The following is a 21756-nucleotide window of genomic DNA, read 5'->3' on the forward strand; positions in this document are numbered from 1 at the left end:
GCAGCCAGCGCCCTCCTGAAGCGGGAATGACCGATCCCGTGATCTCAACTCAGAACAGGCCCTAGTGCTGCTGCTTGCCACCGACGACGCGGCCGTCGCCCCGGCCGTACCCGTCGTCTCATCCGCGAACGCGGCCTGATAACCCGCGACCGCCAGCCCACCGGCCGCGACCGTACCTCCGGTCACCGCGAGCGCCCGGCGCCAAGTGATCGTTTTGCTTTTGTGCTTTGCCTGGTTTCCCGTCATGCCGCCGACGCTATGGACGCACGCCGTCAGCGGGCTGGGGTGTGGCTGTGAGGGCGCTGAGAGTGCTGAGAAGGCTGAAGCCGTACCGAACACCCTGCGCCTGTTGCGGTACCTGCCCTTGGATTCGGCATCTGATGCCGCTCGCGCACGGCCGTTCTCGCTCACGCTCCGTTACAAGGGCTCGGCGGCCACCCGAGCCGCCGAGAGTCGGCGCGACGCAGAACCGGAAGGTGTTCGACCACCGGGAACCAGTGGCGACGGACGCGGCGTCCAAGTCAGCAGTCGCTTCGCCGGGGCACCAACTCACTTGGGAGGCGTGCCGTGTTGCGCACAGACGCGGCCAATGCTCCACCGCACACCTTGCACTCCAGTGCGCCGCCCGAGAAGCGGTTCACCAGCACATCGAACAGCGGAATCAGTGTAACGTCTTAATAACACTCTTCACTGGTAGGTTTTACTCAGCGATCGCCATTTGACCAGGAGTCAGGGCGGTGACCTCGGCATTATCGGCAACCAGAGGAGACGTTGGTCACCCACGAGTGTGGACCTGTCCGGCGAGTGCTGTGGACACACAACAGACCGTCGGCTACGGGCGCTATCGTCCTCTCACTCCGTGGCCGGGTCGGCATCTGATGCCGTTCGTCCGTCGGCCACTGCAAGCGTGCTGTTCGGCTCGACAGACGGCTCGACAGGCGGCTCTACCCGGGCGGTGCTTGAGTAGTAGAGGCCACTAGCCACGTCAGCGCCCCCAGCGCTGCAGATTGATGAGGTCCGAATGCACGCTTCCTTCGACGCCACAGCCGAAGAGCCGGGAAAGCCGACCGCCGTCGGTCCGGAGCGGATTCCCCTGGTGCAGCTGGCTGCGCAGAGTAACGGTGCACTGTCACGCGCGGTGACTCGTGCCGTGTCGAACGGTGTCGAGGGACGGGGGCCCGGCCGGGTCTCGGTCGCGGCTTTCCAGAGCTCGGTCTGACCTCATCGATCACCTCGATCGAGAACAGACACGACCCTCATGACACCCATGGGCCGACCACCCCACCCCTTAAGCCAATTCGTGCTCAAAATGCACAGCCGCTGCGATCTGGCATGTGACCACTGCTACGTCTTCGAGCATGCGGACCAAAGTTGGCGCGGTCGGCCCATCGTGACGTCCGACACGATTCTCCGGGCGACGGCTGAACGCATCGCCGAACATGCGACAGCCCACGGCCTGGAGACCGCCCATGTGGTCCTCCACGGGGGTGAGCCGCTCCTCGCCGGACGGTCCCGGCTGCGCAGTGCCGCCGAGGAGCTCCATAAGGCACTCGACGGTGTGTGCGAGCTGGATCTCCGGATCCACACCAACGCCGTCACGCTCGACGAGCGGTTCCTGGACCTGTTCGCGGAGTTCGACATCAAGGTCGGCGTCTCGCTGGACGGCGACAAGGCCGCGAACGACCTGCACCGCCGCTACGCCAACGGGCGCAGCAGCCACGACCGGGTCCTCAGGGGCATCGCCCTGCTCAACCAGCCCCGCTATCGCCATCTCTTCGCGGGCATCCTCTGCACCATCGACGTACGCAACGACCCGGTCGCCGTCTACGACGCGCTCGCCGAACTCACCCCACCACGCGTCGACTTCCTCCTCCCGCACGCCACCTGGGACGAGCCCCCCATGCGCCCGGCCGACGACACCGACGGCACGGCCTACGCGCGCTGGCTGCTGGCGGTCCACGATCGCTGGATCGCGGACGGCCGCCCCATGGACGTACGCGTCTTCGACTCCATCCTGCGCACCCTGCGCGGCGAGAGCAGTCTGACCGAGTCGCTGGGGCTGGCCCCGGCCGACCTCGCCGTGATCGAGACCGACGGGACCTTCGAACAGGCCGACTCGCTGAAGACGGCGTACGACGGCGCCCCCGTCACCGGTATGGAGGTGATCGCCAACTCGCTCGACGAGGTGGCCGCGCATCCGGGGGTCGTGGCGCGGCAGCAGGGGCTCGACGGGCTGTCCGAGCAGTGCCAGGCCTGTCCCGTCGTGCGCTCCTGTGGCGGCGGGCTCTACGCCCACCGGTACAGAACGGGCAGCGGGTTCCTGAACCCGTCCGTGTACTGCTCCGACCTGCTGCGCCTCATCACCGACATCCGGGACCGTCACATGTCCGACCAGTCCGACCAGTCCGTCCAGCCGACCCTCGACAACTACCACCTCGACGAGTTGGCCGCCGGCCTCGGCTCCACCCTCACCACGGACCTGCTCGCCCGCCACCAGCTCTCCCTGGGACGCGAGCTGTTGGCCCTCGTATGGCACGAGACACCGCACACCCCGCTGGGCGAGGCCGCCTGGGAGTCGCTCACCGTCCTCGACCGGGTCGCACCGGCGTCGGTGGACCAGGTGCTGGCCCACCCCTACGTACGCCCCTGGGCCCTCAGGTCCCTCCAGGGCGACGCGGAAGCGGCCGAGACGGGCATGCGCGGTGTCGCGGAGATCGCCGCGGCCGCCGCGTTGCACGCCGGGCGAGGGGAGACCGTCGTCGTTCCTGTCCGGGACGGGCTGCTGCGGTTGCCGACGCTGGGCGCGCTCGCGGTGGGGGCGGGCGTCGAGCAGGCAGAAGTGTGCGCGGACGCCGAGGGCTTCACCGTGCGCACGGGCGGGCGGACGTACGCCATGCCCTGGAAGGGTGCCAAGGACCGTGCCTGGCAGGGGAGCCGGCGGTTCGAGCTGGACGGCTGGGCCGTCACCCTGGAGGACACCGATCCCTGGCGGGACTGCCACGGGCATCCGGCGCACCCCCGGCTCACCGAGGGCGAGGCCGAGGCGTGGCGGGCCGACCTGGCCGCCGCCTGGGCGTGGATCCGCCGCGAACTGCCGCAGTACGCGCCCGGCATCGCCGCCGGGCTCCGTGTGGTCACCCCGCTCGTCCCCTCCCCCGACGGCGACGACATCAGCTCGGCCGCCCGGGACGCCTTCGGCGCGGTGGCCATCGCTCGGCCGGCCACACCGGAGGCGCTCGCACTGCTGCTCGTCCATGAGTTCCAGCACGTCAAGCTCGGGGCCGTGCTCGACCTGGCGGATCTCCACGACCCGTCCTGCGACCGCCTGTTCTACGCCCCCTGGCGTCCCGACCCGCGTCCCCTGGAGGGACTGCTCCAGGGCACGTACGCCCATCTCGCGGTCATCGACTTCTGGCTCGCCCGCCGCCGCACCACCACCGGCGACGAGGCCCGCGCCGCCGAGATCCAGTTCTCCCGCTGGCGCGACCAGACGGCCGAGGCGGTCGAAACCCTGGCCGCCTCCGGCGCGCTCACCCCGACCGGGGAGCGGTTCGTGGCCGGGATGCGGGACACCGTACGGGGCCTGCTGACGGCCGAGGTCGGAACGGAAGCCCTGCGGGCGGCTCAGCGGGTGGCCGCGGAGCACCGGGATGCCTGGGAGGCGGCGGCGCGTTAGGGGAGCGCACGGGGGCGCTCGGAGGCCGGATGCGCGGGGCGACCGTGTCGGTCCCGGTCGATCAACCCTGCCTCACGGCCCCAAAGGGCGAACACACCGCCGAGACGGGTGTGTTCGTCCTGTTCCGAACAGGACTTGTGGCTTCCTACACTGGGGTCCCAGTCACGGAGCGTCGGGGGGCATACGTGCAAGGAGCTGGTCTGGGCAGAGGGGGGAGCAGCCCGTACTTCTTCCTCAGCTACGCGCACACGCCGAATCACGATTCGGCCGGCGCCGACCCCAATGTGTGGGTGCGGAAGCTGTACGACGGTCTGTGCGAGCACATCATGGAGCTGACCGACCTCCCGAGGGGTGCCAAGGTCGGGTTCCTGGACCAGGGCATGCAGGTGGGCACCAAGTGGACCGACGAGTTGTCGGTGAACCTGGCGCGCTGCAAGGTGTTCGTGCCGCTGTACTCGCCGCGGTACTTCATCAGTGAGCAGTGCGGCCGGGAGTGGTGGGCCTTCTCCCAGCGCCAGGTCAACCAGCGGGCGCGCGGCGGCGCCCAGCGGGAGAGCGCGATCATCCCCGCGTTATGGGTGCCCGTGGAGCCGGCCCAGATGCCGCAGGTGGCGAGGGATCTGCAGTTCAACCACGCCACCTTCGGTCAGGACTACGCGGACGAGGGCTTCTACGGGCTGACCAAGCTGCGCTACCTCCAGGACGAGTACGAGCGGGCCGTGTACCGGCTGGCCAAACAGATCGTGCGGGTGGCCAAGGAGACCGATCTGGACGAGGGCCAGATCTCCAAGGACTACGAGTCGCAGCCCGCCGCGTTCGGGTCCAAGGAGCATCCGCCGGAGTTCGACATATCGGTGCTCGCCTGCACCCGCTCGGAACTGCCGCCGGGCCGCCGGCCGGACTACTACGGGGATCAGCCCCGCGACTGGAATCCGTACCACCCGGAGGCGGCCCTGCCGCTCGGCGACCACGCGGCCGACCTCGTGCGCACCATGGACTACAAGGTGAACCTCGAGGTCCTCGACGACAGTGCCCGCATGCTCCAGGGGACGACGGCCCAGGCACCCGGGCTCATGCTGCTCGACCGGTGGGCGCTGCAGTCCAAGCGGGGCAAGGAGCTCATGGGCAGGCTGTGCGGGGAGAAACGGCCCTGGATCAGTGTCATGGCCCCGCGGCACAGGGACGACACCGTCTCCGCCGAGAAGGAGCAGGAGCTCGACGAGCTCACGTACCGGACGCTGATCTCGCGGATGGCGGACCGGGCCGGCCACTACTCGGCCAACGGCAGCCTCCGCGATCTGAACGCCTTCGGCACCGAACTGCAGCGCGCGGTCTCCTCGGCCGTCTACTACTACTGGGAACACCGGAAGACCTATCCACCGGAGGGACCACCGAGCGAGCCTCCACGGCTGAGGGGACCCGACCTGGGTTAGCGGGACCCGGGTGACGGACCCCGGCGGCACCACCTGGCACGACCATCGAAAGGCGCGCGACGAGCGAGGCCGAAACTGGCCGACAGGGCGGAAGGCAGAGGCATGACACAGAGCCGCAACGGCACCGTGATCACGTTCTACTCGTACAAGGGCGGCACCGGACGGACCATGGCACTGGCCAATGTGGCGTGGATCCTGGCCGCGAACGGACACCGTGTCCTGGCCGTGGACTGGGACCTGGAGGCACCCGGCCTCCACAAGTTCTTCCACCCCTTTCTGGACGCCCAGTTGCTGCGGGGGACCCCCGGGCTGATCAACCTGATCGACGAGTACCGTCGGGAGGCGCTGCGCAATCTGCCCGACCGGTCACCGGACTGGCACCGCAGTTACGCGCGGGTCCGGCCGCACGCGCTCTCCCTCGACTGGGCCTTTCCCGACGGCGGCAGCCTGGACTTCCTGTCCGCGGGCAAGCGGCACCGCGACTACCCCATCGTGGGCAACATGGACTGGGACCGTTTCTACGCCAGTTACGGCGGCGGCCAGTTCTTCGACGCGATGCGCGGCGACATGCAGCGCTACTACGACTACACCCTGATCGACAGCCGTACCGGCCTCAGCGACCTCGCGGACATCTGCACCGTCCAGATGCCCAACACCCTCGTCGTCTGCTACACCCTCAGCGAGCAGAGCATCGAGGGCGCCGCCTCCGTCGCCCAGGACATCAAGGAACTCCACCGCGACAAGGGCATCCGCATCCTGCCCGTCGCCATGCGCATCGACCTCGGTGAGAAGGACAAGCTGGACGCCGGGCGCGCCCGTGCCAGGGAACGCTTCTCCGGCCTGCCCACGGGCATGAACGCCGACCAGCTCGCCGACTACTGGGCCTCGACGGAGATCCTCTACCAGCCGTACTACGCCTACGAGGAGATCCTCGCGGCCTTCGGCGACCCGCCGAAGTCGGCCAACTCCATGCTGAGTGCCTGCGAACGGCTGACCTCGGTCATCACCGAGGAGCGGGTCACCAAGCTGCCGCCGATCAGCGAGGCGAAGCGGGCCCAGTACAAGAGCGCGTTCACCCGGCAGCGGCCGGTGCCGCTGTCCCAGCTGACGCTCTACTACGTGTCGGAAGACCGGATGTGGGTGGACTGGCTGGAATCGGTGCTGCGCGGGGCCGGTTTCGAGGTGGTGCCCAAGAACGTCCAGACGATGCCGACGGCGGAGATCGGCGCCGAGGCCATGCCCGGCGGGGCGCACCGTGTGCTCGCCGTGCTCTCGCCGAGCTTCGTCGACTCCCGTCGGGCGCGGGCGGCGTGGGACGCGGCCGTGCACTCCGGCGGTTCGGAGAAGCGGCAGCAGCCGATGTCCATACGCGTCGACGATGTGCAGCTCAGCCATCCCTTCGCCGTCCGGGGTGTCATCGACCTCAAGGGCCTCAACGAGACCCAGGCGTACAGCGCGCTGCTGCACGGCCTCGACCGCCCGGAGGCCGTCTCCACCGTGTCCCCGAGCTCCCGGGGGCTGCGTTTCCCCAGCATCGGCCGACGGATCTCCAACGTCCCGGCCCGCTACCGTTGGTTCACCGGCCGCTCCACGATCCTGGACCGGCTGCGCGAGCAGTTGACCACCGGGCGGCCCGGGCAACGCGTACCGCAGGTCCTGCACGGCCTCGGCGGTGTGGGCAAGACGCAGCTCGCACGTGAGTACGCCCACCGGTTCATGGCGGACTACGACCTGGTGTGGTGGGTCGACGCCGAGCAGCCGGAGCTGGTGCCGCCGAAGCTGGCGGCGCTCGCGCAGCACCTCGGCCTGGGTGTCGGCGAGGACGTCAAGGAGGCCGCCGAGTCGGTCATCCAGGCCCTGAGGGACGGGGAGCCGTTCGAACGCTGGCTGTTGATCTTCGACAACGTCGAGGACCTGGACAAGGTGCTCCACAGTTTCCCGGAGTACACCGGTCCGGTCCCCGACCACGTCTACGGCCACATCCTGGTCACCACGCGTACCCGGCCCACGCTGCCCAAGGTCCAGCCGCTGGAGGTGGAGGTCTTCACCCGCGAGGAGAGCGTGGAGCACCTGTGCCGCCGGGTGCCGGGGCTGAGCGAGGAGGACGGCGGGCTGGTCGCCGACGCGGTGGGCGATCTGCCGCTGGCCATCGAGGTCGCGGCGGCCTGGCTGGAGGCCACGGCCACACCCGTTGACGAGTACATCGAACAACTGCGCGAACAGTCCACCCAGGTGCTTTCCGTGAAGGAGGCCGTGGAGGCGGTGGAGTACCCGAGGTCCGTCGGCGCCACGTGGAACATCTCCATCAACCGGCTCCGCGACGAGTCCCCGGCCGCCGCCCGCCTCCTCGAACTCTGCGCCTTCTTCGCCGCCGAGCCCATCTCGATGAGTCTCATCGGCAGCGACGCGATGATCAGGGCCCTGCTGCCGTACGACAAGGATCTGCGCGCCCGCTACATGCTCGGCCGTGTCACCCAGGCCCTGAACCGTTTCGCGCTGGCCAAGGTCGACTCGACCGACAACTCGATCCAGGTGCACCGGCTCGTGCAGGCCGCCGTCCGCGACGGCATGGACGAACTGAAGTACGACGACACCATCCACGAGGTGCACCGCATCCTCGCCGCCGCCCGGCCACCCGAGGAGGCCCTGGACGACCCCGCGCAGTGGCCCGGGTTCGAGGTGATCTGGCCGCATCTGACGCCCTCCAACATCCGGAACTGCTCGGAGGAGGACCCGCGGCAGCTGATGGTCTACCGCGTCCGCTATCTGTGGAAGCGCGGCGACCTGCACGCCGCCCGCACCCTGAGCACCCAGCTCAACGAGTTCTGGTCGGGCGAGTTCCCGGACGCCACCGACGAGCAGATCCTCAACCTCCGCTTCGAACTGGCGAACGTGCTGCGCTCCCAGGGCCAGTACCAGGACGCTCTCGACCTGGACGAGAGGACCCTCGAAGACCAGCGGCAACTGCTCGGCCAGAACCACCCGAGCATCCTGATCACCTCCGGCAGCTTCGCCGCCGACCTCAGGGCGGTGGGCCGCTTCAAGGAGGCCCTGGAACTGGACCAGCTGATCTACCGGGGCTTCCGCGAGATCTTCGGCGAGGACCACCCCCGTACCCTGTCCGCCGCCAACAATCTCGCCATCGACTACCGGCTGGCCGGCGACAGCGAACCCGCCCGGCAGCTCGACGAGGACACGGTCCGCCGCCGCACCGCGCTGCTCGGCCCGCTGCACCCGTACACCCTGACCACCAAGGGGCACCACGCCCGTGACCTGCGGGAACTGGGCGACTACAAGAACTCGGTGGAGATCCTGCGCGAGGTGCGCGAGGGCTTCAAACAGGTCCTGAACCCGAACGTGCCCGAGGTGCTGCGGGTCGACAAGAGCCTCGCGGTCTCCCTGCGCAAGGACGGCCAGATCGCGGAGGCGCTGCGGATCACCCAGGAGACCTGGGAGACGTACGCCCTCTACCGCGACCGGTACGGCAACACGATCCCCGAGGCCCTGGCCTGCCGGCTCAACCTCGCCGCCGACTACTTCGCCACGGATCCCGAGAGCGGCGCGCCCCAGGCGATCGAGCTGGCCAACAAGGTGCTGGAGAGGTACAAGGAGATCTTCGGCCCCGAGCACCCGTTCGTCATGTACTGCCTCAACAACCTCTCCATCTACCACCGGGCCATGGGCGAGGCGGAGAAGGCCGCCGAGCTGAGCGAGCAGGCCCGTGACCGCCTCGCGGAGGCCCTCGGGGACGACCACCCGGCCGTCCTGTGCGCCGGGCTCAACCTCGCCAACGCGTACGGGGAGATAGGGCTCCACGACCGCGCCGAACGGTGGGAACGCCTGGCCGTGGAGGGACTGCGCCGCCGATTCGGGTCCAGCCACCCCGACGTCCTGGTCAGCACCGGCAACCTGGCCATCACCCTCCGGGACATGCGCCGCCAGGAGGAGGCCGAACGGCTCCAGCAACAGGCGGAGTCCAGGGCCTCCCAGGTCCTCGGCGACACCCATCCGGTCACCGAGTCCATCCGCGTGTGGCGGCGGGTGGGCAGGGACTTGGAGCCGCAGCAGACGTGAGGAGGCGGGCGCTGTGAGATGGGGCCTGCTTTCGGGGCAGGCCCTATCCCGCGGCCCAGTTCAGGACGCGGGTCAGTACTTCCAGCGCGGCGAAGTGGGCGGCGTCCGGTTCGATCTCGACTTCCGCGTCCGGGATGTTCCGGCCCAGCCAGCGGGTGTGCTCCACAGGGGCGAAGATGTCGTCCTCGCCGTGCCACAGTTTCACGGGGGTGTTGATCCAGCCGAGCTCGAAGCCCCACCCCGTGCTGAACGCCATCACGTCATCCACCCAGCCGTCGGGCGAACTGCGCAGCCCCTCGGCGAAGTTGCGCTCCAGCATGTGCAGGATCCCGGCGTCCGCGACGACCCGCCGGTCGGGCTCGGGAAGTCTGCTGGTCATCTCGGCGATCGACGCGGCCGGGTCGGCGAGGATCGACCGTGAGCGGAGCCCGAGCGTCGCGGTCACCCGGCTCCGGCCGATGGCAGCGTTGACATACTCACGCACGTTCGACTCGGTCATGCCCTCGAACCAGTCGAGCCCGGGCGCGTCCCTAGGGGCGAGACTGACCAGCGCGCCCACCCGTGTCGTCCGTTCCGGCAGCAGCGCGGCGCAGGCCAGCGCGTGCGGGGCGCCCCCCGAGCGACCGACCACGGCGAAGCGGTCGATGCCCAGGGCATCCGCGATACACCGCACATCGGCGGCGGCCGCGCTCACCGTGCGGCCCGGCAGCCGGTCCGAGTCGCCGTACCCGGGCCGGTCGAAGGCGATCAGCCGGATGCCCAGGTGGTACAGCAGCGTCTCGCGCGGCGCGGGGCCGAGCCGGCTGCCGGGGGTGCCGTGCAGCAGGAACACCGGTCGGCCGGACGGATCCCCGTACTGCTCCACCGCCAGCCGTCGCCCGTCCGACGTACGGGTACGCACCGTTCGCTGCATCGCCATCCCCTGTCGTCCCGTTGTGCCCATGTGCCCCGCCGATCCCCGCCGTCACCGGTCGTCAACCACCGCGGCGGGCATGGGCTTCGGGCCACGTCCGCCTTCGGCGGGGAGCACCGGGGGAGATCACCTCCACGAGCACCGGGGGCGCGCAGGCCGACGGCGGCTCGGGGCGGGGTGGCGTGCGGCCGCACCAGCGCGCCGCGGTCCAGGCCGACATGGGCATACGGCGAACCATGGCCGTACGACCCGGGATCGCGTGCTCACGGATCACGCGCTGTTCGAACGCACCGGGCAGGACGGCCGGGTTACGTGACGTTCCGTCGGCCGTCGGCTTGATCCCCCTCACCGGCGGACGCCCGTGCTGGTCGCCAACTCCCCCATCCGGCCAGTATGCAGCCGGACAGCCACCCGGCCCAGACCGCGTAAGGCCCCGAGCCCGGTCCTCAGCAGGTCTTCACGACGAACGCGCCCCGCCTGCACGTACGGACTCGTCACACAGCCTCGTACGGACCCCGCTACACCGCCACGAGCGGTGCGTCCTCGCGCCACTTGAGGATCTTGTCGAAGCTGACCACCGCGCCGCCCCGGCCCGGTTTGTTGCCGATGTGGACGTGGTCGGCGAGTTCGCGGATGAGACCGAGGCCGCGGCCGTTCTCGGCGTCGGCGTGGGCGGGCACGGGGCGGACCGGTGGGCGGTGCGGGAAGCCGGGGCCGGAGTCGGCCACCTCGATACGGCACTTCTCACCGTCGAGATAGGCGGTGACCCGGTACGCCTCCGAGGTGCCGCCCGCCGAGGCGGCTCCGCCGTGCTCGACGGCGTTGGCGCAGGCCTCGCTGAGGGCGACGGAGAGGTCGTAGGAGACGTCCGGGTCGACGCCCGCGGTCTCCATCGCGCCGAGCAGCAGCCGCCGGGCGAGCGGCACGCTCGCAGCTTCACGCCGCAAATGGAGTGACCACCAGATGCTCATGCTCCAGCCTCCCGGCCGCGGCTCGACATACCGTTACGTATTGCCATGGAGGCCGTCGCGCAATCGCCCGGAACCGGTCCTGCCGCCCGAACGGCGGATGCGGACCCGTCACGTTCGGTGTATGCGCAGCGAAATCCTCCGAATCACCCGTCTCACATGACACTCCCGGCCCGCACCATCAGGGGCGCGGGGAACTGCGCGACAAACCACAGACAACCCGCAGTCGCCAAACGTGAGAAACGCCCCACCCCCTGACGCGCCCGACGCCCACCTGACACGCGCCCCCATATCCCCGTACCTCCCCTCATGCACCGGCCTACCGGGCGGAGCCCCGGCGTACCTAGCGGGACCCCCCGATGGGATGATGGCCCCACCATGACTGCCCCCCACCCACGCCGGCCAGGCGCCCCGCGCCGGTCGCACACCGGAGGTGATCTCCGGGTCCTGCGGGCCGCGGTGTTCGCCGCGGTCTGCGTCGTGCTGGCCGGGGTCGGACACGCGCTCGCCTCGTGCGCGACGATCCCGCTGTGGACGCTGGGCGTCGGATTCGTGGGGGTCTTCGCCGTGGCGGCCGTACTGGCCGGCCGGGAGCGCTCGCTGCCGGGCATCGCGGCGGTCCTGGCCGTGGGCCAGACCGTGCTGCACACCCTGTTCGGGCTGGGTCAGCACGGGACGACGGCCACGGCGTCCGCCGCGTCGAAGGCCGCCGAGGCCATGGACGCGGCCCTCGTCGAACGCGCCGCCCGGCTCGTGTGCGGGACGACCGCCGCCGCGCTGAGCCCCACCCAGGCCAGGCAGATCCTCATCGACGCCGGGCTGGGCACGCACGTCGCGCACCACCCGGCGGACGCCATGGCGACCGCGCCGGACTCCACGGCGGCCCTCCTGCCGTCCCTGCCCATGCTGCTCGGGCACGTGCTCGCGGCCATCGCCGCCGGATGGGTGCTCCGCCACGGCGACCTGGCGCTGCTGCGCCTCGTCCGGCTGTCGGACCAGGAACCGCTCGCGGGGTCCGTACGGTCCCTGCGCGGGGCGCTCGCGCTGGCGCGGGCCCTGCGGTCCGGGCTCCCGGTCGCGCCGGACGCCGTATCGCGCGCCCCTCACACCACGTACGCCGCCCCGCCCGCCCTGCGTACGGCCGCCCTCCAGCACACGCTGATCCGGCGCGGTCCGCCGGCCGCCGGGCTCGCCCTCGCCGCCTGACACGACGGTCCGCTCGCTCCACACATCCGGGGGACGCCGTCGTGCGGCACACACACGCGCACGCCCGCGTGTACCCCTGTTCTCTTCCTCACTCACTGTGGAGTGTCACCAGTCATGAAGGCTTCTCGTGTCGGCGCCCTCGCCGCCGTCGGTGCCCTCGCCGGTTCCGCCGTCCTCGTCCTGTCCGGTCCCGCGTTCGCGCACGTCAGCGTGGCCGCGGAGGGCACGGCGGCCAAGGGCGGATACGCGACCGTCAACTTCAAGGTCCCCAACGAGCGCGACAACGCCTCGACCACCAAGCTCGAAGTGAGCTTCCCGACCGACCACCCGCTCGCCTCGGCCCAGCCCGAGGCCGTCCCCGGCTGGAAGATCGAGGTCACCACGGCCAAGCTCGACAAGCCCGTCGAACTGCACGGCGAGCAGATCGACAAGGCCGTCTCCAAGATCACCTGGACCGCGACCGGCGAGGGCATCACGAAGGGCTTCTTCCAGAAGTTCCCGGTCTCCATCGGCCAGCTCCCCGAGGACGCCGACGAACTGGTCTTCAAGGCCCTCCAGACGTACTCCAACAAGGAAGTCGTCCGCTGGATCGAGGTCCCGCAGGAGGGCCAGGAGGAGCCCGAGAGCCCGGCGCCCGTGCTCGCGCTGTCCGCCGCGTCCGACGACCACCACGGCTCGTCCGGCTCGTCCGGCTCGTCCGGCGCGTCCACCGCCTCCGACGAGTCGGAGGACGCCGGCGAGGACGCCGAGGCCGCCTCGAACGAGACCGCCGCCGAGCCCGCCGCCACCAGCGACACCACCGCCCGCGTGCTCGCTGTCGTCGGCATCGTCGTCGGCGCCGCGGGCGTCGCGTACGGCGTCCTGGCCGGCCGTCGCCGCACCGACGCCTGAGCCTCCGCCTTCACGACCCTCTCTCCCTCGGCGCGCACGCCCCCGTGCGCGCCGGGGCTCGAACATTTGGGACATTTCTCTATGCGCACGAACACGAAGACGACCACGAAGAGGACGACGAGGACGAAGGCGTACGCGGCCGGCGCGCTGCTCGTCGCAACCGTCCTCACCCTCTCCGCCTGCGGCACGGGCGACGACTCCACGACGTCGGTCGCCGAGGTCTCCGACACCGGACCGCGGAAGGCGGCCACGGTCCTCGACCGGCCGTTCACCAAGCCGGACCTGGTCCTCACGGACACGCAGGGCAAGTCGTACGACCTCCGCGAGGAGACCAAGGGCAAGCCGACGCTGATCTACTTCGGCTACACCAACTGCCCCGACATCTGCCCGCTGACCATGAACAACATCGCGGTCGCGAAGAAGGAGGTGTCGAAGAAGCTGTCGCAGTCGGAGCTGGCGAACCTCCGGCTCGTCTTCGTCACCACCGACCCCGAGCGGGACACCCCGGCGGAGCTCGGCAAGTGGCTCAAGGGCATCGACCCCGAGATCGTCGGCCTGACCGGCGACTTCGACGAGATCCAGGCCGGCGCCCGCGCCCTCGGCATCTCCATCGCCCCGCCGACGAAGGACGCGAACGGCAAGACCATCTCCGAACACGGCACCCAGGTCATCGCGTTCTCGCCGAAGACCGACGGGGGCTATGTGCTGTACGGCGAGGCCGCGACCGTACAGGACTACGAGAAGGACCTGCCGAAGCTGCTCAAGGGACAGAACCCGTGAGGCCACTCGCCGGACGGGTCCTTATCGCCGCCGCCGTGCTCGTCCTCACCGGCTGTGGTTCCTCCGACTCCTCTGGCTCCTCCGCCGCGAAGCTGTCGGTCGAGTCCGCCTACATGCCACAACCCGTCACCGACTCCATGGCCGCCGGTTACCTCGTCATCAAAAACACCGGCGGCACAGCGGACGAGCTCACCTCCGTCACCAGCGACCTCGCCCAGGACGTCACCGTCCACGAGACGACCGGGCAGTCGATGCGGGAGGCGGCGGCCCTGAAGGTCCCCGCCGGTGGTGAACTCGTCCTCGCGAGCGGCGGAAACCACCTCATGTTCGAGAACCTGAAGCGCAAGCCGAAGGAAGGCGAGACGGTGTCCCTGCGGCTGAACTTCACCACGTCCAAGGCCGTCACGGTCGAGATGCCCGTGAAGTCGGCGACTTATCAGCCGACGAGCGGGCACTGAGGGAGGTACCACCGTTGAGCCGGTTGAGGCCGTTGCTGTTGCTGCTGTTCGCCGCCCTCGGCACGCTGCTCGCCGGAGCTGTGCCGGTCTCCGCGCACGCCGCGCTGACCGGCAGCGACCCGCAGCAGGGATCCGTGGTCGAACAGGCACCGTCCCAGGTGTCGCTCACGTTCTCCGAGAAGATCGCGCTGTCCGACGGCGCGGTGCGCGTGTACGACCCCAAGGGCAAGCAGGTCGACACCGGCGACATCTCCGACCTCGGCGGCAACAGCTACGGGGTGGAACTGCACGCCGGCCTGCCCGACGGCACCTTCACCGTCACCTACCAGGTGGTCTCGGCGGACAGCCACCCCGTCTCCGGCGCCTTCACCTTCTCCATCGGGGCGCCCTCCAAGACGACGGTCGCGGTACCCGAGCAGTCCGTCGGCGGCGGGGCCGTCGGGGGCCTCTACGGGTTCGCGCGCTACCTGTCGTACGCCGGTTTCATCCTGCTGGTCGGCGGCGCCGCCTTCGTGCTGGCCTGCTGGCAGCGCGGTGCCGGAGTACGGCCCGTGCAGCGACTCGTGGTCTCCGGCTGGCTCACGCTGACCACCGCCACGCTCGCGATGCTGCTCCTGCGCGGCTCGTACACCGGCTCCGGCAAGCTCGGCGACATCTTCGACCTGGACCTGCTCGGCCAGGTCCTCCAGACGAAGACGGGCGCGGCCTTGGTGTCCCGCCTGCTGCTGCTCGCCGCGGCGGCACTGTTCATCGCGGTGCTGTTCGGGGCGTATGCGCGACGGGACGAGGAGACCGAGGACGCGGAGGACGCGGAGGACGCGGAGGACGCGGAGGACGCGGAAGAGTCGGCGGAGGACGCCGACTCCCTCAGGCGGGACCTCACCTTCGGACTCGCCATCGGCGGGGGTGTGGTCGCCGCCGGGCTCGCCGCGAGCTGGGCTATGGCCGAGCACGCCTCGACCGGCATCCAGACGGGCCTCTCGATGCCGCTCGACGTGCTGCACCTGCTGGCGGTCGCCGCCTGGCTGGGCGGTCTGGTGACCCTGCTCGTGTCACTGTTCCGGGCGCCCGCCGACGCCCAGATCGAGACCGCGGCCGTACGACGGTTCTCGCGGGTCGCGTTCGGTAGTGTGCTCGTCCTGGCCGCGACCGGCATCTACCAGTCCTGGCGGCAGGTCGGCACCTGGTCGGCGCTGACCGGCACGGCCTACGGGCAACTGCTCCTCGTGAAGATCGGCCTGGTCGCCGTACTCGTCGGAATCGCGTGGATATCGCGCCGGTGGACGGCGCGGTTGGCGGAGACTCCGGCCGCCGTGGAAACCGTGGTCGAGGAGAAGGAGCCGGCGGCCGCGCGCACCAGTGGCGGCGGTGACGGTTCCGAGCGCGCCGCTCAACTCGCCCGGCAGCGGGCCGCGATGACCGCCGCGCGCGAGAAGCGGATACGGAACGCCGATCCGGGCCGTACGGGCCTTCGCCGGTCGGTGCTGGCGGAGGCGGGCGTCGCCGTCGTACTCCTCGCCGTGACCACGGCACTGACCTCCGCCGAGCCGGGGCGCACGGTGGAGGAGGCCAAGGCGGCGAACGCGGCCGTGGCGCAGGATTCCGACCCCTCCGGGGCACTGACGCTGGACATCCCGTTCGACACCGGGGGCAAGAACGGCAAGGGCGTCGCACGGCTGGAGCTCGACCCCGCGCGCGTGGGCGCCAACGAGATGCACATCTACGTGCAGGGCTCCGACGGCAAGGCCTTCGACATCCCCGAGGTGAAGATTGCCTTCACCCAGGAGGCCAAGAAGATCGGCCCCCTGCCCGTGGTCCCCGACCGCATCGCCACCGGGCACTGGACGGCGAACGGTGTGCAGATCCCCATGGCGGGCGACTGGAAGATCGAGGTCACCGTACGGACCTCCGACATCGACCAGGTGACCGTAAGCAAGAACGCGCAGATCGGCTGAACGAGATCATGGCTGACCAGTCCACGACGGGCCCCTCTGAGGGGAACGACATCATCGGAGACCGCCCCGGCAAGGGGAAGTCCACCTCCCTGGAGGCGCGGGGACCTGCGCGAACAACCACGAACGACCCGCAGTCGCCCACGGACGCTCCGGAGCTGCGGCGAGGCGGCGACACCGCCCCACCCGCCGGCGGAACAATCTCCCGCCGACGTCTGCTCGGCACCGCCGGTGCGACCGGTCTCGCCCTGGGCGCGGCCGGCGCCGCCGCGGGGTACGCGGCGGCCTCCTCCTCGGACTCGTCCTCGAAGGCCACCCCGCTGTCCTCCCTGGGCGCGAGCGAGGTGATGTTTCACGTGAAACACCAGCCCGGGATCACGACGCCCCTCCAGGCCCGCGGCCACCTCATCGCGTTCGACCTCGCCGCCGGCGCCGGACGCAAGGAGGCGGCCGCCCTGCTGCGCCGTTGGTCGGAGACGGCCCGGCGGCTGATGGCCGGGGAGGCCTCCGCGCAGGACGACACAGGCATCGCCCGCGACGCGGGCCCTTCCTCGCTGACGGTCACCTTCGGCTTCGGGCACAGCTTCTTCGCCCGTACGGGGCTGGAGAAGCAGCGCCCCGATTCCCTGGACCCGCTGCCCGACTTCTCCTCCGACCAGCTCGACAAGACACGCAGCAACGGCGATCTGTGGGTACAGATCGGCGCCGACGACGCGCTCGTCGCCTTCCACGCCCTGCGTGCGATCCAGAAGGACGCGGGCAGCGCGGCGCGTGTGCGCTGGCAGATGAACGGCTTCAACCGCTCGCCGGGCGCCACCGCGCACCCCATGACCGCGCGCAACCTGATGGGCCAGGTCGACGGCACCCGCAACCCCAAGCCGACCGAGTCCGACTTCAACGAGCGGATCTTCGTACCCGCGTCCGCCTCACCGAGCACCTCGGGCGACCCGGAGTGGATGGCCAACGGCTCCTACGCCGTCGTACGCCGGATCCGCATGCTCCTGGACGACTGGGACCAGCTCTCGCTGAAGGAGCAGGAGGACGTCATCGGCCGCCGGAAGTCCGACGGCGCCGCGCTGAGCGGGGGCGCGAAGGCGACCGAGACAACGGAGATGGACCTGGAGAAGACCGACTCCCAGGGCAAGCTCCTCGTCCCGATCAACGCGCACGCCCGCATCACCCGCCCCGACCAGAACGGCGGCGCGGCCATGCTCCGCCGCCCCTTCTCCTTCCACGACGGCATCGACGCGGACGGAGTCCCCGACGCCGGCCTCCTCTTCATCTGCTGGCAGGCCGACCCCCTCCGCGGCTTCGTCACCGTCCAACGCAAACTCGACCGCGGCGACGCCCTCTCCAAGTTCATCCGCCACGAGTCCAGCGGCCTGTACGCGGCGCCGGGGGGTGCGGGGGAGGGGGAGTACGTGGGCCAACGGTTGCTGGAGGCTTAGCTGGGCAGCCCACTCGTCGTAACTGCGGGCAATCGTGCCGCTGGGGCGATGGGGGTACCTCCCGCTCGAGCGAAGCCGAGAGTGAGGGAGGGTGGGCGCAGGCGGCACCCTGTAAGCGCCGGCAAGCGCTGCCCAACCCCCGCCCAGCACGAACGCCGGGGGGCCAGGGAGGCGTGACAGCGCATCCCAGGGCCGTACATCGCCCTCCAGGGCGGTGAAGGCGGCACGTGTGCGCCCGTGCCCCACAAGGCCCATTAGGGTGAAGCCATGCCAGCCAGCTACGTGTACCTCGGCCCCGAGGGCACCTTCACCGAGGTCGCCCTGCGCACGCTGCCGGAGTCCGCGACCCGCGAGCTCGTCCCGATGATCTCCATCCCCGCCGCCCTCGACGCCGTCCGCAACGGCGAGGCCGAGGCCGCGTTCGTCCCGATCGAGAACTCCGTCGAGGGCGGCATCACCACCACCCTTGACGAACTGGTCGCCGGCGCCCCGCTGATGATCTACCGCGAGGTGCTGCTCTCCATCACCTTCGCCCTGCTGGTCCGCCCGGGCACGAAGCTCTCCGAGATCAAGACGGTCACCGCCCACCCGGCCGCCCAGCCCCAGGTCCGCAACTGGATGAAGGCCAACCTCCCCCCGGACGTCGTCTGGGAGTCCGCCGCCTCGAACGCGGACGGCGCCCGCCTCGTCCAGGAGGGCCGCTACGACGCCGCCTTCGCGGGCGAGTTCGCGGCCTCCCGATACGGCCTGGTGGCCCTGGAGACCGAGATCCACGACGCGGAGAACGCCCAGACCCGGTTCGTCCTGGTCGGCCGCCCGGCCCGCCCCGCCGCCCCGACCGGCGTCGACAAGACCTCCGTCGTCATCTGGCAGCGTGACGACCACCCCGGCGGACTGCGCGACCTGCTGGGCGAGTTCGCCGTCCGCGGCGTCAACCTCATGCTGCTCCAATCCCGCCCGACCGGCGCGGGCATCGGCAACTACTGCTTCGCCATCGACGCCGAGGGCCACATCTCCGACCGCCGGGTGGCGGAGGCGCTGATGGGGCTCAAGCGGGTATGCCTGCAAGTGCGCTTCCTCGGCTCGTACCCGCGCGCGGACGCCGAGGTGGCGAAGATCCGGTCCACCCTGCCGGGCACCTCGGACGACGAGTTCATGGTCGCGGCGGACTGGGTGGCGCGCTGCCAGGACGGTCGGTTCTAAGGGCCGACTCGGCGCCCCGCCCGCCGGTCCTACCTGCTGATTTTCTTTATCCACAGGAGTTATCCACAGGCGCGCTTCTCGACCTGGGGACAAGTCGACAACACAACGCCACTCAGTCGACAAATCGCCCTAGAGGGCCCGACTGCGTCCACACCCCAGTAGGTCACCCTTCGTCCACGCGTTTCCTTGAGTCAATCCTTTAGAGCGACCCATTTCCACATGGATCCACTCGAAAGGGGGCGCGAGGGTGGTTTGAGTCAGGAATCCTGGAGTTGACGGCCACCTTTCGAAACGATCATCCCCGAAGTCCACAGATCTTTCGCACAGCCTGTGGATAACTCCCCGGCACTGTGGATTCCTGTGGATACCCAGCCCCCAAATCCCCTACGCCACAAGGAAATCGGGTCAACCAGAGGGCACCTACAGTGCCCCTTTCAGGGGGTTCGGACACAATTCATTGACTCTCCCCCACGCTCACCCACGCCCGCTACCGCGATGAACATTCCGCCCAGATCGCCGTGAATCCGACGTACTGCAAATCCAAGTCGTGGGCCGGAACCACTCACCGGTAGCCTTGAGGGGTGATTGACCTTCGCCTGCTCCGTGAGGACCCCGACCGTGTGCGCGCGTCCCAGCGCGCCCGTGGAGAGGACGTCGCGCTCGTCGACTCCCTCCTCTCCGCCGACGAGCGGCGCAGGTCTTCCGGCGTCCGCTTCGACGAGCTCCGCGCCGAGCAGAAGGCGCTCGGCAAGCTGATCCCCAAGGCCTCCGCCGACGAGAAGGCCGAGCTGCTGAAGAAGGCGAGCCGGCTCGCCGCCGACGTCAAGGTGGCCGACGCCGAGCGCGACGCGGCCGACGCCGAGACCCAGGAGCTCCTCCTCCAACTCGGCAACCTCGTGCACCCCGACGTCCCCGTCGGCGGCGAGGAGGACTTCGTCACGCTGGAGACGCACGGCGAGATCCGCGACTTCACGGCCGAGGGCTTCGAACCGAAGGACCACCTGGAACTCGGCACGCTCCTCGGCGCCATCGACACCGAGCGCGGCGCCAAGGTCTCCGGCTCGCGCTTCTACTTCCTGACCGGCGTCGGCGCCCTCCTCGAACTGGCCCTGGTCAACGCCGCGATGGCCCAGGCCACGGCAGCCGGCTTCACGCCGATGCTGACCCCGGCGCTGGTCCGCCCGCAGTCCATGGCCGGTACCGGCTTCCTCGGCCAGGCCGCCCAGGACGTCTACCACCTCGACAAGGACGACCTGTACCTGGTCGGCACCTCCGAGGTCGCGCTGGCCGCGTACCACATGGACGAGATCCTCGACGCCGACCGCCTTCCCCTGCGCTACGCCGGCTTCTCGCCCTGCTTCCGCCGCGAGGCCGGTTCGCACGGCAAGGACACCCGAGGCATCTTCCGCGTCCACCAGTTCGACAAGGTCGAGATGTTCTCGTACGTCGCCCCGGAGGACTCGCAGGCCGAGCACCAGCGCCTGCTGGAGTGGGAGAAGCAGTGGCTGACGTCGCTGGAGCTGCCGTTCCGGGTCATCGACGTCGCCTCCGCCGACCTCGGCTCCTCGGCCTCGCGCAAGTTCGACTGCGAGGCTTGGATCCCGACCCAGGGCAAGTACCGCGAGCTGACCTCGACATCCGACTGCACGGAATTCCAGTCGCGCCGTCTGCAGATCCGCGTGCGTGACGGCAAGCAGGTCAAGCCACTGGCCACGCTCAACGGCACGCTGTGCGCCGTCCCGCGCACGATCGTCGCCGTCCTGGAGAACCACCAGCAGGCCGACGGTTCCGTCCGGGTCCCCGAGGTCCTCCGCCCGTACCTGGGCGGCCGCGAGGTCCTGGAGCCGGTAACCAAGTGAGTACGGCCGCTGCTTCCGGCTTTCCCTTCCAGCTGATCGCGACCGACCTCGACGGAACGCTCCTGCGCTCCGACGAGTCGGTCTCGCAGCGCACCCGTGAGGCGCTCGCCGCGGCCGCCGCGGCGGGCGCCGCCCACATCGTCGTCACCGGCCGCGCCGTCCCCTGGACCCGGCACATCCTCGACGACCTCGGCTACCAGGGGCTCGCGGTCTGCGGTCAGGGCGCGCAGGTCTACGACGCCGGAGAGCACCGCCTGCTCACCGCCATCACCCTGGACCGGCAGCTCGCCGCCGTGGCCCTCGCCAAGATCGAGGCGGAGGTCGGCCAGCTGTACCTGGCCGCCAGCCGCGCGGGTCTGGAGGGCGAAGTGCTGGTCGGTCCCGGCTACGCCCTGCACGGCTCGCTGCCGACCGCCCCGCTCACGGATGTGTCCGATCTCTGGGCAGCGCCGCTGAACAAGATCTACATACAGCACCCCACGATGACCTCCGACGAACTCGCCGAGTCCGCCCGCCAGGCCGCCGGCGGCTTCGTCACCGTCGCCATGGCCGGCGAGGGCATCGTCGAGCTCCTCCCCCTCGGCCTCACCAAGGCCACCGGCCTCTCCCTGGCCGCCCGCCGCCTCGGTCTGAAGTCCGCCGACACCATCGCCTTCGGCGACATGCCCAACGACATCCGCATGCTCACCTGGTCCGCCCACGGCGTAGCCATGGCCAACGCCCACCCAACCCTCAAGGCCATCGCCACCGAAGTAGCCTCCTCGAACGAGGAAGACGGCATCGCAGAAGTCCTGGAACGCTTGCTGTCCGCCGACGCCCCCCAGCCATAGCTGCGGGCAGTCGTGCCGCTGGGGCGGTGGGGGGGGACCTCCCGCTCGAGCGAAGCCGAGAGTGG

15 protein-coding genes and 1 pseudogene are annotated in these 21756 nt (G+C 70.1%); 13 read left to right on the forward strand and 3 right to left on the reverse strand.

The genetic code is table 11. The features are described 5' to 3' along the window. Positions 1–246: pseudogene (locus tag F3T56_RS47225) on the reverse strand (hypothetical protein); the annotation flags it as partial. A 775-nt stretch (positions 247–1021) separates the two neighbouring features. Here F3T56_RS47225 and fxsA point away from each other — a divergent pair. The 4 genes from fxsA (at position 1022) to fxsT (ending at position 9183) form a co-directional block, all read left to right on the forward strand. Beyond that, positions 1022–1219, forward strand: coding sequence for an FxSxx-COOH cyclophane-containing RiPP peptide (fxsA, locus tag F3T56_RS40460; RefSeq protein ID WP_149830457.1), 198 nt, complete (start codon positions 1022–1024; stop codon positions 1217–1219). Between the two features lie 39 nt (positions 1220–1258). Next, entirely contained in the window at positions 1259–3676 is a 2418-nt protein-coding gene (locus F3T56_RS40465) for an FxsB family cyclophane-forming radical SAM/SPASM peptide maturase (RefSeq protein ID WP_149830458.1), read from the forward strand. Positions 3677–3861: 185 nt separating this feature from the next. Further along, a complete protein-coding gene (locus tag F3T56_RS40470) occupies positions 3862–5109 on the forward strand; it encodes a TIR-like protein FxsC (RefSeq protein WP_246204344.1) in 1248 nt (415 codons plus the stop codon). 102 nt (positions 5110–5211) lie between these two features. Continuing rightward, positions 5212–9183: an FxSxx-COOH system tetratricopeptide repeat protein gene (gene fxsT / locus F3T56_RS40475; RefSeq protein WP_149830460.1), complete on the forward strand. Its 3972-nt coding sequence runs from the start codon at positions 5212–5214 to the stop codon at positions 9181–9183. 43 nt (positions 9184–9226) lie between these two features. On the opposite strand, the gene F3T56_RS40480 is transcribed toward fxsT, so the two are convergent. Both F3T56_RS40480 and F3T56_RS40485 read right to left on the reverse strand, forming a co-directional pair. Then, on the reverse strand, positions 9227–10096 hold the full coding sequence (locus F3T56_RS40480; RefSeq protein WP_149830461.1) for an alpha/beta fold hydrolase: 870 nt from the start codon (positions 10094–10096) through the stop codon (positions 9227–9229). Positions 10097–10614: 518 nt separating this feature from the next. Next, the gene (locus F3T56_RS40485; RefSeq protein WP_149830462.1) at positions 10615–11067 is read right to left on the reverse strand and encodes an ATP-binding protein; all 453 of its coding nucleotides are present in this window, start codon (positions 11065–11067) and stop codon (positions 10615–10617) included. Between the two features lie 375 nt (positions 11068–11442). On the opposite strand from F3T56_RS40485, the gene F3T56_RS40490 reads away from it, so the two are divergent. The 9 genes from F3T56_RS40490 to F3T56_RS40530 all read left to right on the forward strand — a co-directional run bounded on the left by F3T56_RS40490 (position 11443) and on the right by F3T56_RS40530 (position 21691). Continuing rightward, positions 11443–12270, forward strand: coding sequence for a hypothetical protein (locus F3T56_RS40490; protein ID WP_172639375.1), 828 nt, complete (start codon positions 11443–11445; stop codon positions 12268–12270). 114 nt (positions 12271–12384) lie between these two features. Further along, positions 12385–13161 carry a YcnI family copper-binding membrane protein gene (locus tag F3T56_RS40495; protein ID WP_149830463.1) on the forward strand — a complete coding sequence of 259 codons (777 nt, stop codon included), beginning with the start codon at positions 12385–12387 and terminating at the stop codon, positions 13159–13161. Between the two features lie 81 nt (positions 13162–13242). Then, positions 13243–13941, forward strand: a complete 699-nt coding sequence (locus F3T56_RS40500) for an SCO family protein (protein ID WP_149830464.1) — start codon at positions 13243–13245, stop codon at positions 13939–13941. Continuing rightward, entirely contained in the window at positions 13938–14399 is a 462-nt protein-coding gene (locus F3T56_RS40505; protein WP_149830465.1) for a copper chaperone PCu(A)C, read from the forward strand. Before F3T56_RS40500 ends, F3T56_RS40505 begins: the two co-directional genes overlap by 4 nt. A 14-nt stretch (positions 14400–14413) precedes the next feature. Next, entirely contained in the window at positions 14414–16354 is a 1941-nt protein-coding gene (locus F3T56_RS40510; protein ID WP_149830466.1) for a copper resistance CopC/CopD family protein, read from the forward strand. Positions 16355–16362: 8 nt separating this feature from the next. Continuing rightward, positions 16363–17799, forward strand: coding sequence for an iron uptake transporter deferrochelatase/peroxidase subunit (gene efeB, locus F3T56_RS40515; protein ID WP_246204350.1), 1437 nt, complete (start codon positions 16363–16365; stop codon positions 17797–17799). Between the two features lie 267 nt (positions 17800–18066). Continuing rightward, on the forward strand, positions 18067–19002 hold the full coding sequence (gene pheA / locus F3T56_RS40520) for a prephenate dehydratase (protein ID WP_149830467.1): 936 nt from the start codon (positions 18067–18069) through the stop codon (positions 19000–19002). A gap of 581 nt (positions 19003–19583) precedes the next feature. After that, complete coding sequence (gene serS / locus F3T56_RS40525) at positions 19584–20861, forward strand: serine--tRNA ligase (protein WP_149830468.1); 1278 nt, start codon at positions 19584–19586, stop codon at positions 20859–20861. Beyond that, entirely contained in the window at positions 20858–21691 is an 834-nt protein-coding gene (locus F3T56_RS40530; protein ID WP_149830469.1) for an HAD family hydrolase, read from the forward strand. Before serS ends, F3T56_RS40530 begins: the two co-directional genes overlap by 4 nt. The last annotated feature ends 65 nt before the right edge of the window (positions 21692–21756 follow it).

The organism is Streptomyces tailanensis, assembly GCF_008386495.1.
Lineage (GTDB): Bacteria > Actinomycetota > Actinomycetes > Streptomycetales > Streptomycetaceae > Streptomyces > Streptomyces tailanensis.